Origin of the sequence: Gloeothece verrucosa PCC 7822, assembly GCF_000147335.1 — a bacterium.
GTDB lineage: Bacteria > Cyanobacteriota > Cyanobacteriia > Cyanobacteriales > Microcystaceae > Gloeothece > Gloeothece verrucosa.
Genome location: NC_014502.1, coordinates 202,950 through 224,312 on the forward strand (window position 1 = coordinate 202,950; position 21,363 = coordinate 224,312).

Sequence of the window (21,363 nt, forward strand, 5' to 3'; positions counted from 1 at the left end):
AAGTTAAATCCTTTCAGGATTTCACTTCAATTAAGGAACGAACAGACAAAATTTCATCTGGTTTTAAGGGTTTAACAGTAGATAAGGGAACAATAATCACGTTAATAGATTCTCCAATGGCATTAAATACTTCTAAAACATAACCATCTTCGCCATCGGTAGGATGGGGGACAAGATCAACTAAGGTGGCAATATCGCCTTTTTTTAGGTTATGTTCGGGAAAGTCTCGGTTTAATGAAACACGCTGGTAAAGTTCAAGCATTAGGTCTTTTCTCCTTTTTCGGTTTTAGTGTAATAAATTGAATTTGATTATCAATTTTACGTTTTAACCAGATGGTTATGACGGCTAATTTTTTAGAACTAATTCCGATGATTTCACCTTCTACCCGATAAAATGTCCCGTATTCGTTGGTTATATCTTCTATGGCTTCTGTAGTTGAAACCAGTTCGAGAAGGCTATTTTTTAATGTCTCAGGGTTCGCGTGAGTAAAACCCGCTTGTGAGAGAAATTTGGATTTGTCGTCTTGTTCTCGATAGATTAGCAAGTATTTAGTGAGTTTATCATCAGGAATGATAACAGGTTGCGGTAATTTCATCTTTAATCACCCCTTTGGCTTAATTCTAATCTCTCCAATCATTAATTTAGGCGGATCATTAATCATAAATCCCACCTTAGCCAGTTATTCCTAATTTCGGGCTCTAATCTAATATTTCCGCATTACTATTTTTAGGTGCTGTCTTCGCTTAAATGATGTACATTGTAAAATTGTTGTCCAGTTTTTGTAGAATTAATGTCCAGATTTTTACGCGGCTTGAATAGTCTCAAGTCCTGTTCAATCAAGGAGTTGAGCGATTGGATAGCCCCCAAATCGGCACACCCGGCTTTTGTAATAAATGATGTCCAATATTTTTCAAGCCGGCAAAATTTTTGTATTAAATGCTGTCCTTTTTTCTTTTAATTATCACAGAAGCGAGAGCGATCGCTTTTTTTGGTGACTGAAGCAGCGCAAAGCGCAAAGCAAGCTACAGGCATAAAAATTTAAAAAGATGAAATTGAAAGACGATTATCACTGAAATAGAAATGTTATGGCTCGATTAATCAAGAATTGAGTTGCACTTCAAGAGTCAAACAAAGGGTAGCCGCCTCTGCGAACCCTTCGTGTCGCTGCGCGTTCGCGCAGTAATGTCTTGACGACAGACTTTGCAGCGCAGCGCGGACATTTTTAACTTTCTTGGACACTAATTGTACAAAACGAGAAAAAACTTTGAAAGCAAAGACTTTTTGTCAGAGCCACTTTTGGGTCAAATTGCTCACGTGCCAGAAGCAATAAGCTTACTGACCATTTTTAAGTATTGGGAAGCAGACAACAATTCTACAAAATTGGACAATAATTTTACAATGTACAAATGAGAGATATTATCATTAACTTAATTGTTAAGTTTTGTGAATAGATCGGCGAACCCCCCCCTCTACAGGGTGTATCGCAAAGGGGTTAAAGAATGGCTATAAGTCCTGATATACATCCTTTACAGCTTATTCAACAATTCATAAACACCTTTTCAACAAGTCTTCAACAACAGTTTAACAAGCTCCTGTGTTGAAATTGTATAACACTTAGCTGAAAAGGGTTACAGGCTTTGTCAACACTTTTGACTCGTTTGGGGGGTGAGTTAAATTTTTGAGTTGTTTGATGTCAATAGGAGCAATAACTGTCCTGAAATCAGAAATAATTGTTATAATTGTCAAGTCTAAGTTAATTGTTGTTTTTTGATTATGGACAAATTAACTCGGCAACAAAAAATAGCTCAGTTGAAAGCTGAACGTCATCAAGAAGCCAGAATGGCGATCAAGGACTGTTTACAACAAAAATCGGTTTTTGCTCAATTGCTATTGAGAGCCGATATTTATAGCAGATATTGGTTGACCAAAGCTGAATTTAAGAGACTTGTCGCGGAAATTTCTTGGGAGTTAGCTCTAGAAAAGTCCGACAAAGTTTAAAAAACTTTATATTGTTCAAATAGTCAAAGAAGTTCAGACTGTAGCTAAATAATAGCTAAATTAGTTAAGTCACCGGTGTAACCTGTAATCTCAATAATTGCATCAGTGCTGGCACTAAAGCCGGCTGTACCATTATTAAGAGCCAGGAAAGTGCGCGTGGTGGTTCCTTCGACAAAAGTAAAAATAGCGGCTCCGTTTTTAACGAAGTTAGTGGAATTAAATACCGATGCGATGGCGGCTTCACTTAATTGGGTGACTTCTCCTAACTTCATCACTGATGCGGCTCCTACAGCACCAGAACCATCAATCAAGTCTACACCAATCTTAAGATCGCCGATACGGTCAAAATTAGCTAATAAGGAATCAGTTAAAGGATTAATCACGAATGTATTAACGCCGCCGCCGCCTGTGAACGAATCAGAACCTGCCCCACCGGTAAGTCTATCATCACCGTTTCCCCCGTCGAAAACATCATTACCCGCACCACCAATCATCGTATCATTTCCGTCCCCTCCGTAGAGGGTGTCGTCACCATTACCGCCATTAACACTATCATTACCGCCTCCTGCCGATAAAATATTAGCTCCTGTGTTACCAGTCAAAGTATTATTACTACTGTTGCCGGTTCCTGTGAGATTACTACTACCCGTGAGGGTAAGATTTTCTAAATTATCCCCAAGGGTAAAGCTAACCGAAGCGTTAACGCTATCAGTTCCTTCGGCCAGATTTTCAGTAATGACATCATTGATATGATCGACGGTGTAAACATCATTTCCGCTTCCGCCAACAAGAGTATCGCTACCCGCTTTCCCATCAAGGCTATCATTGCCTTCATTTCCCTTTAAAGTATTATTACCACTATTGCCGGTGAGAGTATTATCAAGACTATTTCCTATACCTTCAAGGTTGCCGGTACCGGTTAAAGTTAATTTTTCGAGATTAGCACTTAAGGTATAGCTAACCGAAGTGTTAACACTGTCAGTCCCTTCGGCCAAGTTTTCGGTAATGGCATCATCGATACTATCAACGGTGTAAACATCATTCCCTAAGCCGCCGATTAACGTATCATTGCCCCCCTTCCCATCAAGGCTATCATTACCTTCATAACCTATTAGAGTGTTATTACCACTATTGCCCGTGATAGTATTATTAAGATTATTACCTACCCCGTCAATGTTGCCGGTACCGGTTAAAGTTAATTTTTCGAGATTAGCACTTATTGTATAGCTAACCGAAGCGTTAACACTATCAGTCCCTTCATCGGTATTTTCAGTAATGATATCCTGAATGCTATCAACTATGTAAACATCATTTCCAACACCACCGATTAAGGTATCGTCTCCTCCTTTTCCATCGAGGGTATCGTTTCCTTGAAAATCCGTCAGAATATTATTACCATTATTGCCAGTCAAGCTGTTATTAAGATTGTTACCGGTTGCGTTAAGGTTGCTTATGCCAAGTAAGGTTAAATATTCAAGATTTTCTCCTAGGATATAGCTAAGGTAAGTTTTAACGGTATCGGTGCCGGCGTTAGGATTTTCAACAATCAAATCGCCGCTACTATCGACGGTATAAGTATCATTACCATCGCCACCAATCATCGTATCATTTCCCAATTGGCCGTCAAGATCGTCGGCCCCGGGCCCGCCGATAAGTTCGTTATTGTTATTGTCTCCATCATCATTGTTAATGGTAGCGATAACCGCCGCCGTTGTACCTTTAATATAGGCTGTGTTATCTAAAAGAGTAATGCTAACCGTTTCATGGGATTCAACAGTAGTATCACCTGTGGGATTAAGAGTTAGGGATGCTTGATTATTATTAGCCGCAAAGGTAATACTTCCTGTCGTAGCTGAAAAACTCGCCGCACCGGAGGAAGTATAATCATTGTTAAAGGTAGCACTACCTCCCACACCAAAGTTAACGCTTAAAGCGCCTTCGGTTGAACCTGTACGGGTAAAGGTATAAATTAAGTTAGTAGTTCCGTCTTCATTGACTGAGGTAGGACTAACGGCAAGGGTAATAGTGGGAAGAACATCATCATTAATAATTGTTCCTGTTACTGCGCTTGTTGTTCCTACAGTATAATTGGCTGAACTACTGAGGGTTAAAGCAACGGTTTCATCGCTTTCAATGGTTGTATCAGAGGTGGGATCTATGGTTAGCGTAGCTGTAGATGAATTGGCGGCAAAAGTGACTGTTCCGCTAGTAGAGGTAAAACTCGCCGCACCGGAGGAAGTATAATCACTGTTAAAGGTAGCACTACCTCCCACACCAAAGTTAACGCTTAAAGCGCCTTCGGTTGAACCTGTACGAGTAAAGGTATAAATTAAATTAGTCGTTCCGTCTTCATTGACTGAACTTGGACTAACAGCAAGAGTAATGGTAGGAAGACTAACATCATCATTAATAATTGTTCCTGTTACTGCGCTTGTTGTTCCTACAGTATAATTAGCTGAACTACTGAGGGTTAAAGCAACGGTTTCATTGGTTTCAATGGTTGTATCAGAGGTGGGATCTATGGTTAGCGTAGCTGTAGATGAATTGGCGGCAAAAGTGACTGTTCCGCTAGTAGAGGTAAAACTCGCCGCACCGGAGGAAGTATAATCACTGTTAAAGGTAGCACTACCTCCTACACCAAAGTTAACTGTTAAAGCATTGGCGGTTGAACCTGTACGAGTAAAGGTATAAATTAAATTAGTCGTTCCGTCTTCATTGACTGAGGTAGGATTAACAGCAAGGGTTATGCTAGGAAGGGGATTATCATCATTAAGAATGGTTCCTGTCACTGCGCTTGTTGTTCCTACAGTATAATTAGCTGAACTACTGAGGGTTAAGGCAACGGTTTCATTGGTTTCAATGGTTGTATCAGAGGTGGGATCTATGGTTACCGTAGCTGTGGATGAATTAGCGGCAAAAGTGACTGTTCCGCTAGTAGAGGTAAAACTCGCCGCACCGGAGGAAGTATAATCACTGTTCCAGGTAGCAGTACCTCCCACACCAAAGTTAACTGTTAAAGCATTGGCGGTTGAACCTGTACGAGTAAAGGTATAAATTAAATTAGTAGTTCCGTCTTCATTGACTGAGGTAGGATTAACAGCAAGGGTTATGCTAGGAAGGGCATTATCATCATTATTAATTGTCCCTATTACTGCTGTGGTTGTCCCAATTAGATAGTTAACTGAACTACTTAGAGTTAAAGCAACTGTTTCGTTAGTTTCAATCGCTTGATCTGGAATTGGGTCTATAATGACTGTAGCCGTAGATGCACCAGGAGCAAACGTAACTGTTCCTAAACCAACCCCAAAACTTGCCACACCAGAGGAAGTATAATCACTATTAAAGACTGCAATTCCTCCAACTGTATAATTAACCGTAAGGGAATTAGTCATTAAACCTGTGCGGCTGAAAGTATAGACTAGGTTAGTTGTCCCGTCTTCTGTTACAGAGGAAGGATTAACAGCAAGAGTAATAACAGGAAGAGAATCATTGGTCTCGACAACAGTAAAGGAATCTTTGGCCAAGGTTGTTCCATTCAAGCGGAGATCTATTTGCCACTCCCCAAGATCTGGCACATTAGGTAAGTTTATTCCCGCCATTCTCCATCCGAAAGAGTATTTTGTTGCATCCCAATGTATTTGTGAATATAAATTCCCGTTTGGTCGGTAGAAGTAAAAATCGAGATTGTCGCCGGTGTCGGTGCCAAAAAGATTTGACCAAAAGTAGGCTTTTTGCCCTGCACCCTCATTTTGAAAGAAAACTTTGTGATCTGTTGGACGATTATAAAATTCTGCTTGAGTGGGAACATAATTTGTAATACCTTGAGCCAAAGAGCCAAAAACGTCATCGGCATAAGGTACTGAAGTAGCCCACCAACGTTCAGGATTTAAATATGTTTCTACAGGCTGGCCATTTTCATAGACGACAAAGTGAAGATGAGGTCCGGTTGAATAACCCGAACTGCCAACCTGCCCCATCGGCTGACCTGCCACTACTGTATCGCCGACCTTTACAGTAATAGAGTCTTTCTTAAGGTGTCCATAGGCAGTTCTGATATTATTACCATGATCAATGACAATGCTATTAGATTTATCCAATGGCCCTGTATTATCTCCAAAATAGCGATCATACTCCCCATCATGTACAAAAATCACTGTGCCGGCTGCTGCTGCATTAACGGAAATGCCTTTATCCATACCTGCAAAGCTACCAGCTATTCCGTAATCTATTCCATTATGTCCATCACCCGTATATTTTCCGCCACGATAATCGATAATTCCTGAACTTGAATCGAGGTCAACGTAATTGACAATCGTCCAATCAACATAGGGAATTCCACCGATGGGGGAAACCAATAATCCTCCTGTTTTAGATGAATCATTATCATTATTAATAATCCCAATTCCTTGACTATCACTAATAGTTGCGTTAGTAGGATTAGTTAAGTTAATAAAAAAGGTTTCATTTTCTTCAGTAAGTTTATCCCCATAAACGTATGCAGTTATAGTTTGACTAGATACCCCTGGATTAAAAGTTAAGGTTCCAGGTTTAGCAACATAATCTAAGCCGGCAAGTGCTGTGCCATCGGCAATATTAAAATCAACTGTAACTAAAGAGGTGCTAGGACTTGATAAACTAACGGTAAATATAGCTTTAGTAATGCCATTATTTCCTTCTACAACGGTGACATCGTTAATAGATAAGCTTGGCTTAGGTAAGGTGTTTAGGAGAAGATTAATAGGATTACCTTGATAATAATTTTTAACGGTAATTGTTCCATTTTGAGCTAATTTTATCAGTAAATCGTTTCCGTTTTTGGTTTGAGTCACGTCAGAGCTATAATAAGCTGATAAATCTAAGGTGTCATTACTATCAGTATTCCAGTAGATATCATTTCCGGTTTGACGAGTGGGACTATAACCTTTAAATGTATTGGCGGCACTATTGGCAAAAATTTCATCATTGCTGCTAGAGTTAATGACATTTTCGATTAAAACATTGTAAGCAATGACTGTTCCATAATTTGAGGTATAATAAGTGATTCCATTAACCGTATAAGTGGCAGCCTTGTAGTCGCTTTGAGGGGTTAATATTCCCCCTGGAGTTAAGTCTAAATGATAGCCTGAAGTATTAGGAGTTAAGTTAGAAAAATCAAAAGTATCTGAGCCGCCGCTATCCCAAAGTAGTTGTTTAAGTTGATAGGGGCTTTCTAAAAAGGTTTGTCCATTAACTGAGAATTTATCAGTCCTAGCCGAAAATTGATAGGTGGTGTTGGTTTCGTTGTATTGTTTAGCTCCGTAGAGATATTGTAGGGTTTTGAGATCATAGCTCATGAAAGTTGCGGGTGATAAACTTCCTCCATAACTTGCCATCAGTGTATTATCACTATGAATTTTATCAGGAGATAAAGTAACATTTCCTTCATGAGGATGTTTTAATCCTAAAGCGTGTCCAAGTTCATGAATTAAAACACCATAAAGACCATTTCCAACAACTATTTGAGAATTCTCAAAATTATTCGCTCCTTCTAAAGGATAAAAAACGGGATTAAGAAAAACGTCACCGGCACGGTTGTCAATTAAATAATCAGAAAATGGTTTAGAAGCATAACCCGCCCAACTTGGGCTAAGATCTGGCCGCCCAGATATTGAGTTCATAAAACGGATACGTCCATAATTATTTGGAGTTTCAGTGACTTCTACAAAATCGATATCAATGACATTTTCTAACCAGTTGAAAATCTTTCTAACATTATTTTTGACCTGTTCACTCACTTTTCCGGGTATTTCACTGTCATAATAAGCATGATCAAAGATTTCTTCTGAGTAAAAACTGTAAGTTAGCTTTTTATTACCCCAAGTTAATTTCCATTGATCTTTATTCTCATATAGTAAAGAATCAATTTGATAGTCGCCAGAAGGGCTTGTAGCTGTTGTAGTTGCAGATGTTACTGAAGCATTTGTAGGTACGATAGAAGCATTAGAAGCATTATTAGGCAAAGTAGTGGTTTGAAGGCTAGAAGTTATGGCATCATTTGAATTAATGTTAGTCTGATTAATGCCGCTAGTAGTGGCAACAGATGGAGTTGTTGTTACTGAATTATTACCAACAACAGTTTTGAGTTGAGAAGAATTAATAACCGAACTAACATCGATAATTTGTAATCCTGACCAAGCATCAGCCACATAAGCATTTGAACCTACCACTGATACTGATTGAGCCGTATAAGGCGTATCATAAGTAGCCTTAAGAGTGGGTGCAGTTTGATTAGAAATATCAATAACTTGTAACCCTGACCAATCATCAGCAATAAAGGCTAAATTTCCCACTACTTGTATGCCGTTTGCATAACCCGGAGTATCATAACTTCCAACTAATACCGGAGAAGCTGGATTAGTAACATCAATAATTTGTAATCCGAAAAATTGGTCTACAACATAAGCGTAGTTACCGATGACTTGCAACCCTTTAGCATAACTCGGAGCGTTATAAGTTCCTTTCAAAACGGGAGAAGTCGGATTAGTGATATCAACAATGTGTAACCCTAACCCATCATTAACCAGATAAGCTAAATTATTAACTACTGTTACAGCTTTAGTGTTAGAAACCGTGTAAGTTCCTATCTTAACCGGGGCAGTTTTATTGCTAATATCAAGAATTTCTAGCCCTGACGAATGAGAACCAACATAAGCAATCTGACCGACTACGGTGATTGCCAAAGCCGCCCCGGGAGTTTTATAAGTTCCTTTGAGAGTGGGAGCAGCAGAATTAGTGATATCAATAATGTGTAATCCTGAATCCCAATCGGCAACATAAGCATAATTATCTGAGATCGCGATTTCGTTAGCTAAATGAGGAGTATCATAAGTTCCTTTGAGAGTGGGAGAAGCCGGATTAGTGATATCAAGAATTTGTAATCCAGAAGTATGATCAGCAATATAAGCCAAATTGCCCACCACTTTGACATCCCAAGCATGACCCGGAGTATCATAACTTCCTTTAAGAGAAAGGTCTGATAAATTAGTTAAATTAATCGAAAATTGTTCTTCATAAGATAACCCTCCTTGTCTAGTAGTTCTAACTCGAATGCTGTAACTTGTTTTGCTTTCGTAATCTAAGATTTTATTCGTTTTAAGTTGATTTCCGTCAACAGCAAAGCTGGCATTATCTGTATCTCCGACACCTGGAACTAAGCTATAACCAAAGGTATAATTAGGGTCAGTATCAGTAGTATTAAATGTGCCGATAATCGTACCTACCGCTTGATTTTCCGCGATGCTATTATTGCTGAGAGTTATATCTGTTGGGGTTTGATTACTCCATTCATTGGGATTAAGTTCTAATATTTGTAGTCCAGACTGATCATCAGCAACGTAAATCTTATTATTACTCACACTGACCCCAAAAGCCCATCCAGGTGTATCATAAATTGCCTTAAGAACAGGAGAGGAAGGATTAGAAATATCAAGAATTTGTAATCCGCTTTCTCTATCGGTAACATAAAGATAATTATCCTTTACCGCTAACTCATCAACATAACTGGGAGTCCCATAGTTGGCTTTAAGAACTGGTGAAAAAGGATTGGTAATATCAAGAATTTGGACTCCAAAATCCCAATTAGCAACATAAGCGTTATTGCCATCTATAGTTAGGCTTCTAATATGATGAGTATAATTATTAAAAGTTTTCTTTAAAATGGGAGCGCTAGGCTTAGTAATATCGAGAATTTGTAGCCCAACGCTCCAATCCGCAATATAAGCCACATTTCCTAATATTGTTACTCCAAGACTCCAACCCGGAGTGTCATAACTCCCCACTAAAAAGGGAGAACTCGGATTAGATATATCAATGATTTGTAATCCTGACCCATTATCAGCGACATAAGCTAAATTTCCAACCACTTTAACATCTAAAGCGGCATCAGGTGTATCATAAGTTCCTAACAGAATAGGGGAAAGAGGATTACTAATATCGATGATTTGTAGTCCCGATTTTCCATCGGCTACATAAGCATATTTGCCGGCAATAGCTACTCCTTTTGACTCTCCAGAAGTATCAAGATTGGCTTTAAGAATAGGATTGTTAGGGTTACTAATATCGATAACTTGTAATCCCGATTGCCAATCACCAACGTAAGCATAATTCCCATTAATTTTTAGTTTTTGAGCCGACCCAGGAGTATTATAAGTTCCCTTAAAAGTAATTCCACCAATATCATCAATTTTGATAGTCAGTTGTTTTTCATAAGATAACCCTTTACTGTCGGTAGTTTTAACCCGAATGCTATAACTTTTTTTCTGTTCATAATCAAAGATGCTATTTGTTTTAAGTTGATTTCCTTGAATAGTAAATAGGGCATTATCTTCGGCTCCTGTGCCTGTAACAAGGCTATAGGTAAAGACATTATCCCCATCAGGATTAAATGAACCAACTACCGTTCCTATTGGTTGATTTTCAGCTACAGCATTATTACTTAAAATAATATCTTTTGGGGCAGAACCAACAAACTCACTGACATCAAAAATTTGTAATCCTTGCCCATCATTCGCAATATAAACTAAATTTCCTACGACTTTTATAGAGTTAGAAGAGTTAGGAGTCTTGTAACTAGCTTCTAGTATTGGGGCTGTTGGATTAGAAATATTAATAATTTGTACTCCCGATTTTCCATCCGCTAAAAAAGCATAGTCTCCTACGACTGTTATTTCTTGAGTATCTCCCGATGTATCGTAACTTCCTACAAGGGTTGGGGCAGTTTTATTAGAAATATCAATAATTTGTAGTCCTGCTGTTTCATCAGCAATATAAGCTAAGTTACCGACAATTTCTAAATCAAAAGCACTACCAGGAGTATTATAAGTTCCTACTAGACGGGGAGTTGTTTTATTAGAAATATCAATAATTGCCAATCCTGCATTCTCATCAGCAACATAGGCATAATTTCCCAAAATTTTTACTTCTCGCGCACTGCCAAACGTATCAACAGTTCCCTTAAGAAATGGTGCATTAGGGTTGCTGATATCGATAATTTGTAATCCGGCTCCCGAATCAGCCACATAAACATAATTATCAACAACGGTTAGCCCATGAGCAAAACCTGAAGTATCATAACTTCCCGATAGAGTTGGTGTGAGAGGATTAGAAATATCAATAATTTGAAGCCCTAAAGAACCATCGGCTACATAAGCGTAGTTTCCAATTCCTGTTACTCTTCTGGCACTACCAGGAGTATTAAAAGTCGATATAACAGAAGGGGTAGAGGGGCAGGGCTATTTCATTCTAGATGGTAGGATATGTATGGTAAAATAAGAACAAAGAAAATAAATGTCTGAAATAGCTATTCTTCAAGCGTTTGAGGGAATGCCTGATGAGCGGCGTGGGCAAGGTAAGAGACACTCCTTATCATTGTGCCTGGCTCTGTTCACCTTAGCTATAGCGGCAGGAAATCAAGGTTTTGAAGCGATAGGAGACTGGCTGAAGTCTTACAGCCAAGAATTAAGGCAACTCTTTGAAGTTGAGAGTCTTCCTTCATATAGTACCATTCGCCGTGTGCTTCTAAAGGTCGACTATGTTGACTATGCAACTAGATTAAGTCAGTTCTTTGGAGTAATTCCTGAACCTGGAGAGACCGTGAGCTTGGATGGGAAAACTCTCAAAGGCTCTTATATAGTACAAGAAAATAATCCGACGAGCGAACCTCACCCTGCGGTCATCTTAGTAACTGCTTATGTAGTAGAAAAGGGCTTAATTTTGCCCCCATTACAGGTAGAATTTGGCAGTAATGAAATTACCGCCTTACCAGAATTAATTAAAGATTTAGCCTTATTTGGGATGGTTTTTGCTTTTGATTCGATGAATACTCAAAAAAAAACTGTTGAAACCATTGTCAAAACCGGAAACCATTATATTGCAGCAGTCAAAGGAAACCAGCCTACTCTTTATGATGGAATTCAAGCTCAATTTTTACCTACTGAAACTTTCACACAAGTTAATAAGGGGCATGGACGAACTGAAAAACGGACAGTAGAAATTAGTAAAGTCGGGAAACATATTGCCTCAAATTGGACAAATGCCAGTACAATTATTAAAATTCAAAGAGAAAGAAAACTCAGGAATAAAATAGAAAGAGAGACTTGTTATTATATTTCAGATTTACGAGAATCAGCTTCTCAATTTGCCGAAAGAATTAGAGGATATTGGGGAGTAGAAAATCGTGTTCATTATATCAGAGATGTTACTTTTGGAGAAGATCGTTCTCGAACCCGAAGTGGTTTTCTTCCTTCTTTATGGGCAATTACCAGAAATTTGGCCATCAATCTCTACCGAGGAGCCGGATTTACTAACATGGCCAAAGCACAGAGATATTGTGGTTATGGACTGAAGCATATTTTGGCACTTTTTAGAATGAAATAGCCCTGTGATCAAGGTTATCAAGGAACTAGGTTTCAAAAAGGAGTAGAAAACTTATCAAACGCAATTGTTGAAGTCATGAAAAGAGAAGGCAAAGGATTTCAATTATTAGCTAGAAGATGGGTAGTTGAAAGAACGTTTGCATGGTTGCTCAAAAAACGCCGCTTAGTGGTAGATTACGAAAAATTTCCTGAAACCAGTGAATGTTTTATTTATATAGCTATGGTTCATTTGATGTTAAAACGATTAGCTCAGGAAAAATTGCCCCAGACTGCTTAATATTTTCTTTACAAACAGTCTCTGATGTTTCATATTGTTCCAATAACTGAGCCGGGTCATCATAAATAGCTACAGCGCCTTCAAGTTGGGAGTCACTGAATCCTCCACAACGTAAAGCGATAATACTAACACCGGCTCTTGATGCGGCTTCGATATCATAAGGTGTGTCCCCTAACATTATAACTTGCGACTGTGGCAGATTAATTTTATCTCTTGCCGCTTGTACGATATCAGGCTCAGGTTTAGAATTATCAACATCACTCGATGTCGTCGCTTCGGGTAAGAGATCTTCAATGCCGGCTGATTTTAATAATACTGAAAGTTCCTCATTTTTGGCTGAACTGGCAACGATTAATTTAAGTCCGAGTGATAGCATTTTTAATAAGAGTTGACGTGCCCCTGGTGTAGGACTTAATTTCTTTCCGTATTGGTTAACGATCAACTGCTGGCGGAAAGAAGATATCTCTTTGCCTACGCCCTCTGAGTCGGTTAACCCTGGCACAAGTTGAGAAATTACTTTGTCGCCACCCATCCCGATTAAAGGTCTAACCTCCTCAAAGCTTATATCGTAAGCAAACTTTTTAAATGCTTCAACCCAAGCTTTGGCGTGTGCATCATTGCTGTCTACCAGTGTCCCATCTACATCTAAAAGCACGCCTTTAATGCTCATCAGTTTTTTCTCCCAAACCGAAATTGAAGGGTGTAGCCGCCTCAATATATTTAATCCCTAAAAAATTTATGTCCGCCTCATCCGAAGGAGCGAAATTTTTTTGACGAGCTTGCTGTTAAACTAGCAATTATTAATAGTTATATTTGATCTGGCTCTATGAGTTCGTCGTTTTTTAATCAAACTTCTTCAGTCGTCTTTTCTTGGAATTTTGCCGAAGGCGCTGCGGGTTGGCAAGGAGGTTTCGCGGATTATCCAAGTGGCGAAGAAACTTTTTATGAGTTGAATTTTAGCTTGCGTCCGCTTCCAAGTCCCCTAGTAAATAATCAAGCTTTATGGATCACAGGTAACAATCATAGTGATGACCTGTTCATGTATTTCCGTAACCAAGTGAGCGGTTTAACTCCCTCTACCACCTATCAGGTTACTTTTAATGTTGAACTGGCCAGTGACGCGCCGGATGGGAGTATTGGCATAGGTGGCAGCCCGGCTAATAGTGTTTATCTTAAAGCGGGTGCAACCACCACCGAACCAATCGCTATGTTAGCTCCTTCGAGTAATTTTTTACTCCTGAATGTGGATAAGGGAAATCAAGCTCAGGGGGGTCGAGATGCTGTTGTCCTTGGAGACGTTGCCAAGCCTGATGATGGGAAGTTTGACTACGCTTTAATCGAGCGCAGTAACGTCGGAGGACTTTTCACATTTCGCACTGATAATACCGGCAGTGCGTGGTTGTACTTCGGCACAGACTCCGGTTATGAGGGAACTACCTCGGTTTATTACACGAATTTTACGGCCCAATTGGCGGTAGTACCTGAACCACTGACCTTAGCGGGTGTCTGCACGGCTGTTTCTTTGGGTGTTTGGTTTAAGCGGCTGCGCTCTCAAAAAGCCTTAAAATAATGTAAATGAGCAAAAATTAGACGAGACACTCATTAAATAGATTTTACGCGGATGATACCAATATTATAAATGTTGAGCTAACACCGTCGTGGGGGACGACGATAAAGAAGTTTTGATCGAGGGTTGTTGGGGATTCATGAATGCCCCCAATAGACTGAACAGAAACATAAATCCAATTAAAGAAAGGCTCGATTGAACGAATAATGTTAGTGCGGGAGCTTTCATGATTATTTTCTCCGTGTCGGTCTTGGATCTATTTTTAGGGTAGCGAGAATAATTACTGAGAAAATCGTGCTTTCTACTGAATTGATCTACAATTGTTGACTCATTAATTCCGTAAATTTACCCAAAGAAAGCCAGTTAGATGATTGTTTTCTATAAATGCTCCGTCAAGATTTTAAGTCAGCAACACGCGCCAATACGCGCCCCCGTCTTTAATAATACATTTGAACTTGCTGCCTGACCAACCTCAGCATTAAGCCTTTGGAGAGATTTAAAATCGATTAATCGGTATTATATGGGAATTAATAAAGCAAACTACTTATATTTTGAACGAATTATACAGAAACCGAACCAAGGGGGCTTCTCCCCTTGGCTCAAACTTTTAAAAGAATATATTGATAATCACCAACTCAACACACCCTAATTTCTCACTCAAAGCGAGAATCGCTCAGTATTCGGGATTGTTTCTCTCTTCTTCATCATTTCCGTATCTTCCTTGGCCAAACTTTCTCTCGTTATTGGGTTCTGGGCTAATTTGGCCTTTAGTTGTGAAATCCTCTGTCTGTAAGCCTCTTCACGAGCCATAAGGTGGATGATGGTCGCTTCTAGTTCCTCACGTTCAAGACCAATCAGAACTCGGGTTGCCGATTCAAGTCCAAGTTGCTTTTCTAGTGGGAGAGATTCTATTATTTTTTGGGTTCTTTCTTTTAAATCTTGATTTTTCATGGTTGTTTATTTTGACGGACTTTTGGGTAGCCAATAGGCTTTAAGAGTCAACGTGAGACTCAAAGCCGTTTACCGTAAATTTTTTTGAGTAGAACTTTTCTTAACAATTTGTTACGTTTTCTCAAGTTTACCAGTAAAACTAAAGTTCATAAGGTTTATTGGCAACAAATCCCAAAAAAGTTCTATTGGTAGTAGCACCCCAATGGGGAAGGGTGTACGTACTTGTCAAATATTCCCGGCTCTCCTGAAAAGTTTGGGTTAAAATCTCAAAATTCTCTACCTGCAAGATATGAGGTCACTCAACACTTCCTTGGCGGCTTGGGGGGAGGGGTAAGGAAAGGGTTGTTAATGTCAACAATATCAATAATTATTAGATAACGACCTATTCACTACTCATAATCAAAAATCCTATTAAATAAAAAAAGAGAATAATTAGTAAACCTCATCATGAGTTCCAATATCAACAAGCAAGATTAAAACTTCTTCAGATTCAGGATCTTGAGATAACTTAAAAATAATCCGACAATCATAACTGACAGAACATGACCAATACCCATCTAACTCCCCTGTTAACTTATGAGATTTTAAAGAAGACGTAAAGGGATCTACTTCTAGTAAATCTAGTATGCTTAAGATTTTTGTTTGTAGTTGAGGATTTTTTTTAATTAATCGTTTAAAAGCTCTTTTAAACTTATTATCAATTACTAATTTCATTCTTCTTCATCCTCTAACAAATAAGCTTTTATCTCTTGAGCAGTCCCTTTTTTAGCTGTCCCATTTTGCAGAGAATTTAAAAGTTCTTCCCCATTTTTAGCGATTTCAGCCCGGCGTTTCTCAATCCTTCTTTTGTAGATTAAATCAAACAAATAATCTTGGTCTTCAATAGAAAGATTTTCAATTGATTCGATAATATCTTGAAAAAGTGAGCTAATCATTATTAAAACTCCTGTTAAATAATAAAACAAATATTCTAGCCTTAATTATTCATAACTGAGCAGAAAATCTACGTAATCCGACGATAAATCTTTGAGATCGAACTTCAAATCGCTATCAACGTCCCAGAATTCTTCGTCACTAAATTCTTGATATTCATCAAGTAAAAAATCCGCTTTAATTTCATTTAACGGGTTGCCTCCTCCTTTAGCAACAGCAATTGGTACGGATGCCGGTGGTGCAACCAAGTTAGCTGCTGTTTCAACTTCTAGTTTGGCAATAAAATCTGGAGGGAGTTTGATTTGAGAGAGGTCTAGCTCATCTGTATCTATTTCTGGAGTGCTATCGCTACCTGTTGGGGGTTCAAGCTCTGTACTAAAACCAGTAAGAGATGATGTGTCGGTTGGGGCGGGTGTGGAGTTAGTGGCATTCGACTGTTTGCGGATTATTCTTATGGGAGTGTTGGTCATTAAAAAGCTTTTTCAAAAAATGGAGTTGCTTATTTATTGTAAATGCTTTAGAACAAGAATGGTGTCATTTTTAACTGGGATAAGGGGAGTAGTTACTACTTCCCCCATACATTTTAATATTGAGCGGGCAGCAGTTACAACGCCTGAGAGTTTCTAGAAAATGAAAATCGGCTGAACCCATAAATAAATCTTGTTAAGTCTTTAAGTCTGCCTCAACCTCTTTTAGGAGTTTTAACAAAGTTTGTTTGGCTTCTTGACCACACTCTTCATCAGTTAAATGTGGCATCTCAGTTTTAATCTTAAGAGCCAGCATCCCCACCAGCTTTTGGTTAAAAGAAAGTAACTGTTTTTGTCCGGCTGCCTCAATCAATAGCTGTTTAAAAATTGCATCTGTTGTAGTCATGGCTTCATTCTCCGTGTTAAAAAAGAAACAAAAAAGTAACAAATTTGCAAGGCTTTTATTTTTCTAAAATTCTCAAAGAACGTCGCTTATTATCAAGCCAGTCAATGTAACCTTTTTCTCTCAATCGCTTTAAACTACCTTCGATTGTGCTGGTGGATTTTAACCCTAGCCCTTCCATCATTTCTTTAATCGTTGGTGATTGTTGATGTTGACTTATGTAATTCCTAATAAAAAAGTATAGCTGATAATCTTTCTCATCAACATTTGTCCAAAAATTGTTAGGAATGGGAGGGCATTTCTTTTGAGGTTGCCCAACAATGATAATATTTCTTTTCCCACCTTGTTCCCAGTCAATATAGCCTTTTTGCTTCAGAACCCTCAAATGTTCTTTGATGGTAGAGACGTGCTTTTGAAATTTTTGTGCTATCTCCTGGCGACTGGGAGAATGCTGATATTTATCGATATATTCAATCAAAAATTGATAAACTTCGTTCTGCTGTGGATATAATTTCTTTTTCATAAATTTTGCTTAATTTTATAATTAAATTGAAATTTGAGGATCATCATTTCTAGGTTTATAATAAATAGAATAATGATTACAAACTCAACAGTTACATCAAAAAGCTTTAAAAAAGTAGAGAGCTTAAAAATGACTTCAAAAAATTACCATGTCCGTTATAATCCGTTAAGCGACGAAATTAACTGGAGCAAATATTATTTGAACCTTCGTGATGATTATACAGTCATAGAAATCATTTTATTTGAGGGAATTAAAGCTAACGCCGAGCAAGTTAGAGATTTAAATTTCATCAATGTCTTCTTGATAAAATTTAAAGAATTTGTCGAAAAATATTGGATAGAGTTTGAGTTTTTTAACAAAAGAAATATGGCGAGGTTTAGCCATGAAATTCTTGAATATTTGGAAAAGCTTAAAAAAAGTAATGTTGATCCCTCATCTAAATTAATTTTTCGCCTTCTTTGGCAACTTAGTAAAAGAGTCGTCGGAAATTCTTCCAGATTCGAGATTTTTTTCAATTCCCATCGCCTTAAAACTATAAAAAATACCTGGAAAATAGCTTTTTCAAACAATAGCTCAAGAACAACTAAATTAGAGTTATCCATTATCAAGAATTTAATTGATTTGGCTAATACAGTAGTTATTTTGGCTGATTTAGAGAAATTAGACCTAGAACCTAAATTTTACGAAACGGCCACACACGAAGAATGGTCAAGAGCTTTGCGGGAATGGGCTGCCGGTCAAGTTCACCCAGGGCCGCCTCTTAGTCATGAAGCGATTAAACGAGAAAATATTTATGACGATGAATATTGGTAAAACTTAAACAAATTTAGCTGCTTTGAAGGAGATAACGATGATAATTTTAGATAAAGTGAAGACTGTCTCAAAGTGGCTAATTTTGTTGGCTGTAGTGCTACATTTATCGGCCAATCTGTCGATAATGCACCTCTATTTAGTGCATCTTGCGAAGTTTTAGCTTTATAAAAGGGTGTTAAGCTGCTACTAGAATCAGTGGTTACTTTGATATTATAGCGAACGCGCAGCGACACTTCGTGTTCGCATAAGATTAATAAATAAATCAAAGGTAAAGTCCAGCTAATACCCCATAAATGAACGTGGAAAATATTTGCGGAATTTATAAGGGGTATTGCCTCGTTAATTACATTAATGAATTGGTTTAAACGCGATCGCTTGTAGGTAAAATCGGAATCTGGTAACGTTAATTGATTAATGTTTCCTTGGCTTTCTAGATAATGAAATAGGAAAGCAGCCTCAAATTTTGGGGTAATAGGTAAATGACATCTGTTTTAAACTAACTACACTTTCTTTATGCGAACGGCACTCACTACGCTATTATTTGGCTAACTAATAGAAATAGGGAATAATTGATTATCCAAAGGAGTCTTACCTTTCCTGTTACCTCTTCTGTGAGCATTTTTGTAGCAGACTGGACAGAGATATCGACGATTGTGATTGCGCTTTAAATAATATTCAATAGACCTATCCCCGTCCCAAAGTCGTACTAAATTAAACGGTATTTTTTTAAAGCGAATGCAGCCGTAATCTTAGCTCCTTTCCCTAATTGATGGTCGGTTAATCGAGTTTCTAGGTCTGTCGTGAATCCTAGATAATGTTGTGCTTGTCCTTTGGGATTTGATAAATTACCAATGGGAGATTTATAATGCAGTAGATAGACCTTATTGTTCATCATAAACTGTATCTCCTACTAGATAATTAAAAGCTTGATTAGCTTTCTGTGCTGCCTTGAGAAATGCCGTTTTGTCGCCTCTTAAAACAGAAAGCCAGGAATCTAAATAAGAAGCATGGGCTTCCAGGCTATAATTAATAGCAAAATGATTGCATAAAAAAGCACTACCTAAGTCAGCGATTAACTCTTCAAAAGCATAGTCTGATGAACCTTTGTTATTATTAAGATGTCGATCGCATCTAGAGTGATGACCCGTACTGTGGACTATTTCATGTAAATAGGTCGAATAAAATCCCTCTGTCGATAAAAAGTCAGAACAATTAGGTAATCTGATAGTATCTAGGGTGGGAACATAACAAGCTACAGGTCCCCCGAATACTGTTTCTATTTCAAGGGTGCTGATGAAACTCTCAACTTGTGGAATGGGATTAAAGTCGTTAGCTTTAACTGGAGTTAACAGTTTAAGGTATTCAGTTATCTTGCGATCGCTTTTGGTATCATCAAGACAAGCGACATTGAAAACTGAAAACCATCGACAACTATTTCTGTATTCTTTTTTTGTCTCTCTCGTGTCGGGATCTTCTACTTCTTTGGCATAAGTGCCACCCCATTTAATCTAAGTTGCCTTACTACCTTTTTTAATTAGCCAGTTGAGTTCTTTAGCTTGTTGAAAAGTAATAAAAAATGGATATTCCCAGTTGTTGATGACTAAATCGATTTGGCATAAAATAGGATTAATCCCGCGATAGATATGCTTAGTCAAAAAGTTCTGAAACGGACTGCTATACCAAGGCTGTGACCAGGGGGTGACTCCCTTTTCAATTAAAGTAATGAGCTTATCGGTTATTAATTGGTTTTTATCTGTAGCCGTTGCTGTAACCATGTTACCTCCATCAAATAACAAAATTTATCCTCGAAGGTGAGGATTAATAAATTAAGCCTGATTCAAAAGTTAAATTACTTTTGAATCACTAAAATTCTTGTACTTACTCCAGTTGACCTGCTACTATTAAGAAAACTTCCCTTTGGCAAAGCCTCATTGAAAACACATTTATCATCAAGCCACTCTCTGAACTCTTGATATATTTTGTTTTTACGAAATGTTATTGATTCTGGTACAATGCTTATTAGTCGTCCGTCATCTTTTAAACAGGAATAGGCGTGATAAATATGTTTTATTTCTTCCCCTGAGAAAGGCGGATTCATCAAAATACGGTTAAATTTTTCTTTAACCGTAAAGCAATCAGCCGCAATTACATTGAACCCTTTTAATGTTAGTATTTGTCTAAGGGTTGGGTTAATTTCGGATACAGTTAAATCGACATCAACAGATTCTTTTATTGTTTCAACAATTTGTCCATTACCAGCCCCAGGTTCCCATACTTTCATTTGGGGTTCAAGACAAGCTAACTGTACCATTTGCTTACAAATATTATCAGGAGTCGGGAAATAACCAGGAATATCATACCCTATTAGGCTATGTTCAAGTTGCCTGATTTGTACGGCTATAGGGTCTTCTTTAACCGATGGCGATAATTCCTTTAATGCTGCAATCGCACTATTTAATTGATTGATATTGGTAATATTGGCTTGTATCAATCGTCGGCGATAATCTATGTACCAATCATCCGAGAAAACATTCTCAAGATTTTTTTGATTCCATTTTTCATTCCCGAATGACCATAAAACCTCTACTTGAGCGATGGTGCTAATATTACTTAAAATGTTGGGTAATATGCCTTCTTCTAAATCATCAGCAATAGCATATAGATAACCTTGGATACCCTGAAGTTTTAACCCATCCTGTCTCATTGATGCTACTATATTAGCCCTGCGTCGGGTTACTCGTTGAGATGCGATTGCAGGGTTTAATTTGTCATCAATTTTACGCTGTAGATTATCAGCTAATTTCCTTAATTTATTGATTTTTGGGACATTGACAGTGCTTGAGGGTTTATAATTGGAATCGGGAATTAAATCAAAGAGCGATAGTTGATACATAATTGATTCTGTTATTCTAGATAGAAGGCAAAAATCATTTGAGCTATATTAGATAACTCAAATGTTCGGAGATTATGAGATTAATCAAGAAATCCTTAAATTCTGACCCCAAAAATTTGGAGTGT

At 38.0% G+C, this 21,363-nt stretch carries 20 protein-coding genes and 1 pseudogene; 5 read left to right on the forward strand and 16 right to left on the reverse strand.

Annotation, left to right across the window (positions count from 1 at the left end; translation table 11 throughout):
- Positions 1–13: 13 nt before the first annotated feature.
- A complete protein-coding gene (locus tag CYAN7822_RS33455) occupies positions 14–262 on the reverse strand; it encodes a DUF4926 domain-containing protein (protein ID WP_013325678.1) in 249 nt (82 codons plus the stop codon).
- Positions 255–596 carry a DUF6883 domain-containing protein gene (locus CYAN7822_RS33460; protein WP_013325679.1) on the reverse strand — a complete coding sequence of 114 codons (342 nt, stop codon included), beginning with the start codon at positions 594–596 and terminating at the stop codon, positions 255–257. The genes CYAN7822_RS33455 and CYAN7822_RS33460 overlap by 8 nt, the downstream gene beginning before the upstream one ends.
- 1,178 nt (positions 597–1,774) lie before the next feature.
- Here CYAN7822_RS33460 and CYAN7822_RS33465 point away from each other — a divergent pair.
- Complete coding sequence (locus tag CYAN7822_RS33465; RefSeq protein ID WP_041934399.1) at positions 1,775–1,999, forward strand: hypothetical protein; 225 nt, start codon at positions 1,775–1,777, stop codon at positions 1,997–1,999.
- Positions 2,000–2,043: 44 nt separating this feature from the next.
- Here the strand turns inward: CYAN7822_RS33465 and CYAN7822_RS40675 are convergent, their stop codons facing one another.
- Entirely contained in the window at positions 2,044–5,391 is a 3,348-nt protein-coding gene (locus CYAN7822_RS40675; protein ID WP_425365361.1) for a beta strand repeat-containing protein, read from the reverse strand.
- 516 nt (positions 5,392–5,907) lie between these two features.
- Positions 5,908–11,244, reverse strand: a pseudogene (locus CYAN7822_RS40680) (peptidoglycan DD-metalloendopeptidase family protein); the annotation flags it as partial.
- Between the two features lie 79 nt (positions 11,245–11,323).
- Here CYAN7822_RS40680 and CYAN7822_RS36620 point away from each other — a divergent pair.
- Positions 11,324–12,412, forward strand: coding sequence for an ISAs1 family transposase (locus CYAN7822_RS36620; protein WP_013325680.1), 1,089 nt, complete (start codon positions 11,324–11,326; stop codon positions 12,410–12,412).
- 63 nt (positions 12,413–12,475) lie between these two features.
- Positions 12,476–12,688: a transposase gene (locus CYAN7822_RS36625; RefSeq protein ID WP_425365362.1), complete on the forward strand. Its 213-nt coding sequence runs from the start codon at positions 12,476–12,478 to the stop codon at positions 12,686–12,688.
- On the opposite strand, the gene CYAN7822_RS33490 is transcribed toward CYAN7822_RS36625, so the two are convergent.
- Positions 12,630–13,358: an HAD family hydrolase gene (locus tag CYAN7822_RS33490; protein ID WP_013325681.1), complete on the reverse strand. Its 729-nt coding sequence runs from the start codon at positions 13,356–13,358 to the stop codon at positions 12,630–12,632. The genes CYAN7822_RS36625 and CYAN7822_RS33490 overlap by 59 nt on opposite strands.
- Positions 13,359–13,514: 156 nt before the next feature.
- Between CYAN7822_RS33490 and CYAN7822_RS33495 the strand changes: the two genes are divergently transcribed.
- Positions 13,515–14,258 carry a PEP-CTERM sorting domain-containing protein gene (locus tag CYAN7822_RS33495; RefSeq protein ID WP_013325682.1) on the forward strand — a complete coding sequence of 248 codons (744 nt, stop codon included), beginning with the start codon at positions 13,515–13,517 and terminating at the stop codon, positions 14,256–14,258.
- A gap of 63 nt (positions 14,259–14,321) precedes the next feature.
- Here the strand turns inward: CYAN7822_RS33495 and CYAN7822_RS38355 are convergent, their stop codons facing one another.
- The 7 genes from CYAN7822_RS38355 to CYAN7822_RS35210 all read right to left on the reverse strand — a co-directional run bounded on the left by CYAN7822_RS38355 (position 14,322) and on the right by CYAN7822_RS35210 (position 17,532).
- Positions 14,322–14,483: a hypothetical protein gene (locus CYAN7822_RS38355; protein ID WP_013325683.1), complete on the reverse strand. Its 162-nt coding sequence runs from the start codon at positions 14,481–14,483 to the stop codon at positions 14,322–14,324.
- A gap of 429 nt (positions 14,484–14,912) precedes the next feature.
- Entirely contained in the window at positions 14,913–15,206 is a 294-nt protein-coding gene (locus CYAN7822_RS33500; RefSeq protein WP_013325684.1) for a hypothetical protein, read from the reverse strand.
- 432 nt (positions 15,207–15,638) lie between these two features.
- On the reverse strand, positions 15,639–15,920 hold the full coding sequence (locus CYAN7822_RS33505; RefSeq protein ID WP_013325685.1) for a type II toxin-antitoxin system RelE/ParE family toxin: 282 nt from the start codon (positions 15,918–15,920) through the stop codon (positions 15,639–15,641).
- The gene (locus CYAN7822_RS33510; RefSeq protein ID WP_013325686.1) at positions 15,917–16,141 is read right to left on the reverse strand and encodes a hypothetical protein; all 225 of its coding nucleotides are present in this window, start codon (positions 16,139–16,141) and stop codon (positions 15,917–15,919) included. Before CYAN7822_RS33510 ends, CYAN7822_RS33505 begins: the two co-directional genes overlap by 4 nt.
- Positions 16,142–16,186: 45 nt before the next feature.
- Entirely contained in the window at positions 16,187–16,609 is a 423-nt protein-coding gene (locus CYAN7822_RS33515; protein WP_013325687.1) for a hypothetical protein, read from the reverse strand.
- Positions 16,610–16,802: 193 nt separating this feature from the next.
- Entirely contained in the window at positions 16,803–17,012 is a 210-nt protein-coding gene (locus CYAN7822_RS33520; RefSeq protein ID WP_013325688.1) for a hypothetical protein, read from the reverse strand.
- A 55-nt stretch (positions 17,013–17,067) separates the two neighbouring features.
- Positions 17,068–17,532, reverse strand: coding sequence for a LexA family protein (locus CYAN7822_RS35210; RefSeq protein ID WP_013325689.1), 465 nt, complete (start codon positions 17,530–17,532; stop codon positions 17,068–17,070).
- Positions 17,533–17,661: 129 nt separating this feature from the next.
- On the opposite strand from CYAN7822_RS35210, the gene CYAN7822_RS33530 reads away from it, so the two are divergent.
- Positions 17,662–18,345 carry a hypothetical protein gene (locus CYAN7822_RS33530; RefSeq protein ID WP_013325690.1) on the forward strand — a complete coding sequence of 228 codons (684 nt, stop codon included), beginning with the start codon at positions 17,662–17,664 and terminating at the stop codon, positions 18,343–18,345.
- Positions 18,346–19,051: 706 nt separating this feature from the next.
- Here the strand turns inward: CYAN7822_RS33530 and CYAN7822_RS33535 are convergent.
- The 4 genes from CYAN7822_RS33535 to CYAN7822_RS33545 form a co-directional block, all read right to left on the reverse strand.
- The gene (locus CYAN7822_RS33535; RefSeq protein ID WP_013325691.1) at positions 19,052–19,240 is read right to left on the reverse strand and encodes a GIY-YIG nuclease family protein; all 189 of its coding nucleotides are present in this window, start codon (positions 19,238–19,240) and stop codon (positions 19,052–19,054) included.
- A complete protein-coding gene (locus CYAN7822_RS40020; protein WP_342635728.1) occupies positions 19,227–19,853 on the reverse strand; it encodes a zincin-like metallopeptidase domain-containing protein in 627 nt (208 codons plus the stop codon). Before CYAN7822_RS40020 ends, CYAN7822_RS33535 begins: the two co-directional genes overlap by 14 nt.
- Positions 19,854–20,120 carry an ArdC-like ssDNA-binding domain-containing protein gene (locus CYAN7822_RS40025; protein WP_245602858.1) on the reverse strand — a complete coding sequence of 89 codons (267 nt, stop codon included), beginning with the start codon at positions 20,118–20,120 and terminating at the stop codon, positions 19,854–19,856.
- A 74-nt stretch (positions 20,121–20,194) separates the two neighbouring features.
- Positions 20,195–21,238, reverse strand: coding sequence for a DNA methyltransferase family protein (locus CYAN7822_RS33545; protein ID WP_013325692.1), 1,044 nt, complete (start codon positions 21,236–21,238; stop codon positions 20,195–20,197).
- Between the last annotated feature and the right edge of the window lie 125 nt (positions 21,239–21,363).

What these genes read in the sequence shown, in the direction of transcription:
- CYAN7822_RS33510 (WP_013325686.1), bottom strand. Translation starts at nt 16,141, where the DNA reads ATGATTAGCTCACTTTTTCAAGATATTATCGAATCAATTGAAAATCTT.
- CYAN7822_RS33490 (WP_013325681.1), bottom strand. Translation starts at nt 13,358, where the DNA reads ATGAGCATTAAAGGCGTGCTTTTAGATGTAGATGGGACACTGGTAGAC.
- CYAN7822_RS38355 (WP_013325683.1), bottom strand. Translation starts at nt 14,483, where the DNA reads ATGAAAGCTCCCGCACTAACATTATTCGTTCAATCGAGCCTTTCTTTA.
- CYAN7822_RS36620 (WP_013325680.1), top strand. Translation starts at nt 11,324, where the DNA reads ATGTCTGAAATAGCTATTCTTCAAGCGTTTGAGGGAATGCCTGATGAG.
- CYAN7822_RS33530 (WP_013325690.1), top strand. Translation starts at nt 17,662, where the DNA reads ATGACTTCAAAAAATTACCATGTCCGTTATAATCCGTTAAGCGACGAA.
- CYAN7822_RS33535 (WP_013325691.1), bottom strand. Translation starts at nt 19,240, where the DNA reads ATGATGAACAATAAGGTCTATCTACTGCATTATAAATCTCCCATTGGT.
- CYAN7822_RS40025 (WP_245602858.1), bottom strand. Translation starts at nt 20,120, where the DNA reads ATGGTTACAGCAACGGCTACAGATAAAAACCAATTAATAACCGATAAG.
- CYAN7822_RS33460 (WP_013325679.1), bottom strand. Translation starts at nt 596, where the DNA reads ATGAAATTACCGCAACCTGTTATCATTCCTGATGATAAACTCACTAAA.
- CYAN7822_RS33505 (WP_013325685.1), bottom strand. Translation starts at nt 15,920, where the DNA reads ATGAAATTAGTAATTGATAATAAGTTTAAAAGAGCTTTTAAACGATTA.
- CYAN7822_RS33495 (WP_013325682.1), top strand. Translation starts at nt 13,515, where the DNA reads ATGAGTTCGTCGTTTTTTAATCAAACTTCTTCAGTCGTCTTTTCTTGG.
- CYAN7822_RS33455 (WP_013325678.1), bottom strand. Translation starts at nt 262, where the DNA reads ATGCTTGAACTTTACCAGCGTGTTTCATTAAACCGAGACTTTCCCGAA.
- CYAN7822_RS33515 (WP_013325687.1), bottom strand. Translation starts at nt 16,609, where the DNA reads ATGACCAACACTCCCATAAGAATAATCCGCAAACAGTCGAATGCCACT.
- CYAN7822_RS33520 (WP_013325688.1), bottom strand. Translation starts at nt 17,012, where the DNA reads ATGACTACAACAGATGCAATTTTTAAACAGCTATTGATTGAGGCAGCC.
- CYAN7822_RS35210 (WP_013325689.1), bottom strand. Translation starts at nt 17,532, where the DNA reads ATGAAAAAGAAATTATATCCACAGCAGAACGAAGTTTATCAATTTTTG.
- CYAN7822_RS33500 (WP_013325684.1), bottom strand. Translation starts at nt 15,206, where the DNA reads ATGAAAAATCAAGATTTAAAAGAAAGAACCCAAAAAATAATAGAATCT.
- CYAN7822_RS33465 (WP_041934399.1), top strand. Translation starts at nt 1,775, where the DNA reads ATGGACAAATTAACTCGGCAACAAAAAATAGCTCAGTTGAAAGCTGAA.
- CYAN7822_RS40675 (WP_425365361.1), bottom strand. Translation starts at nt 5,391, where the DNA reads ATGACTAATTCCCTTACGGTTAATTATACAGTTGGAGGAATTGCAGTC.
- CYAN7822_RS33545 (WP_013325692.1), bottom strand. Translation starts at nt 21,238, where the DNA reads ATGTATCAACTATCGCTCTTTGATTTAATTCCCGATTCCAATTATAAA.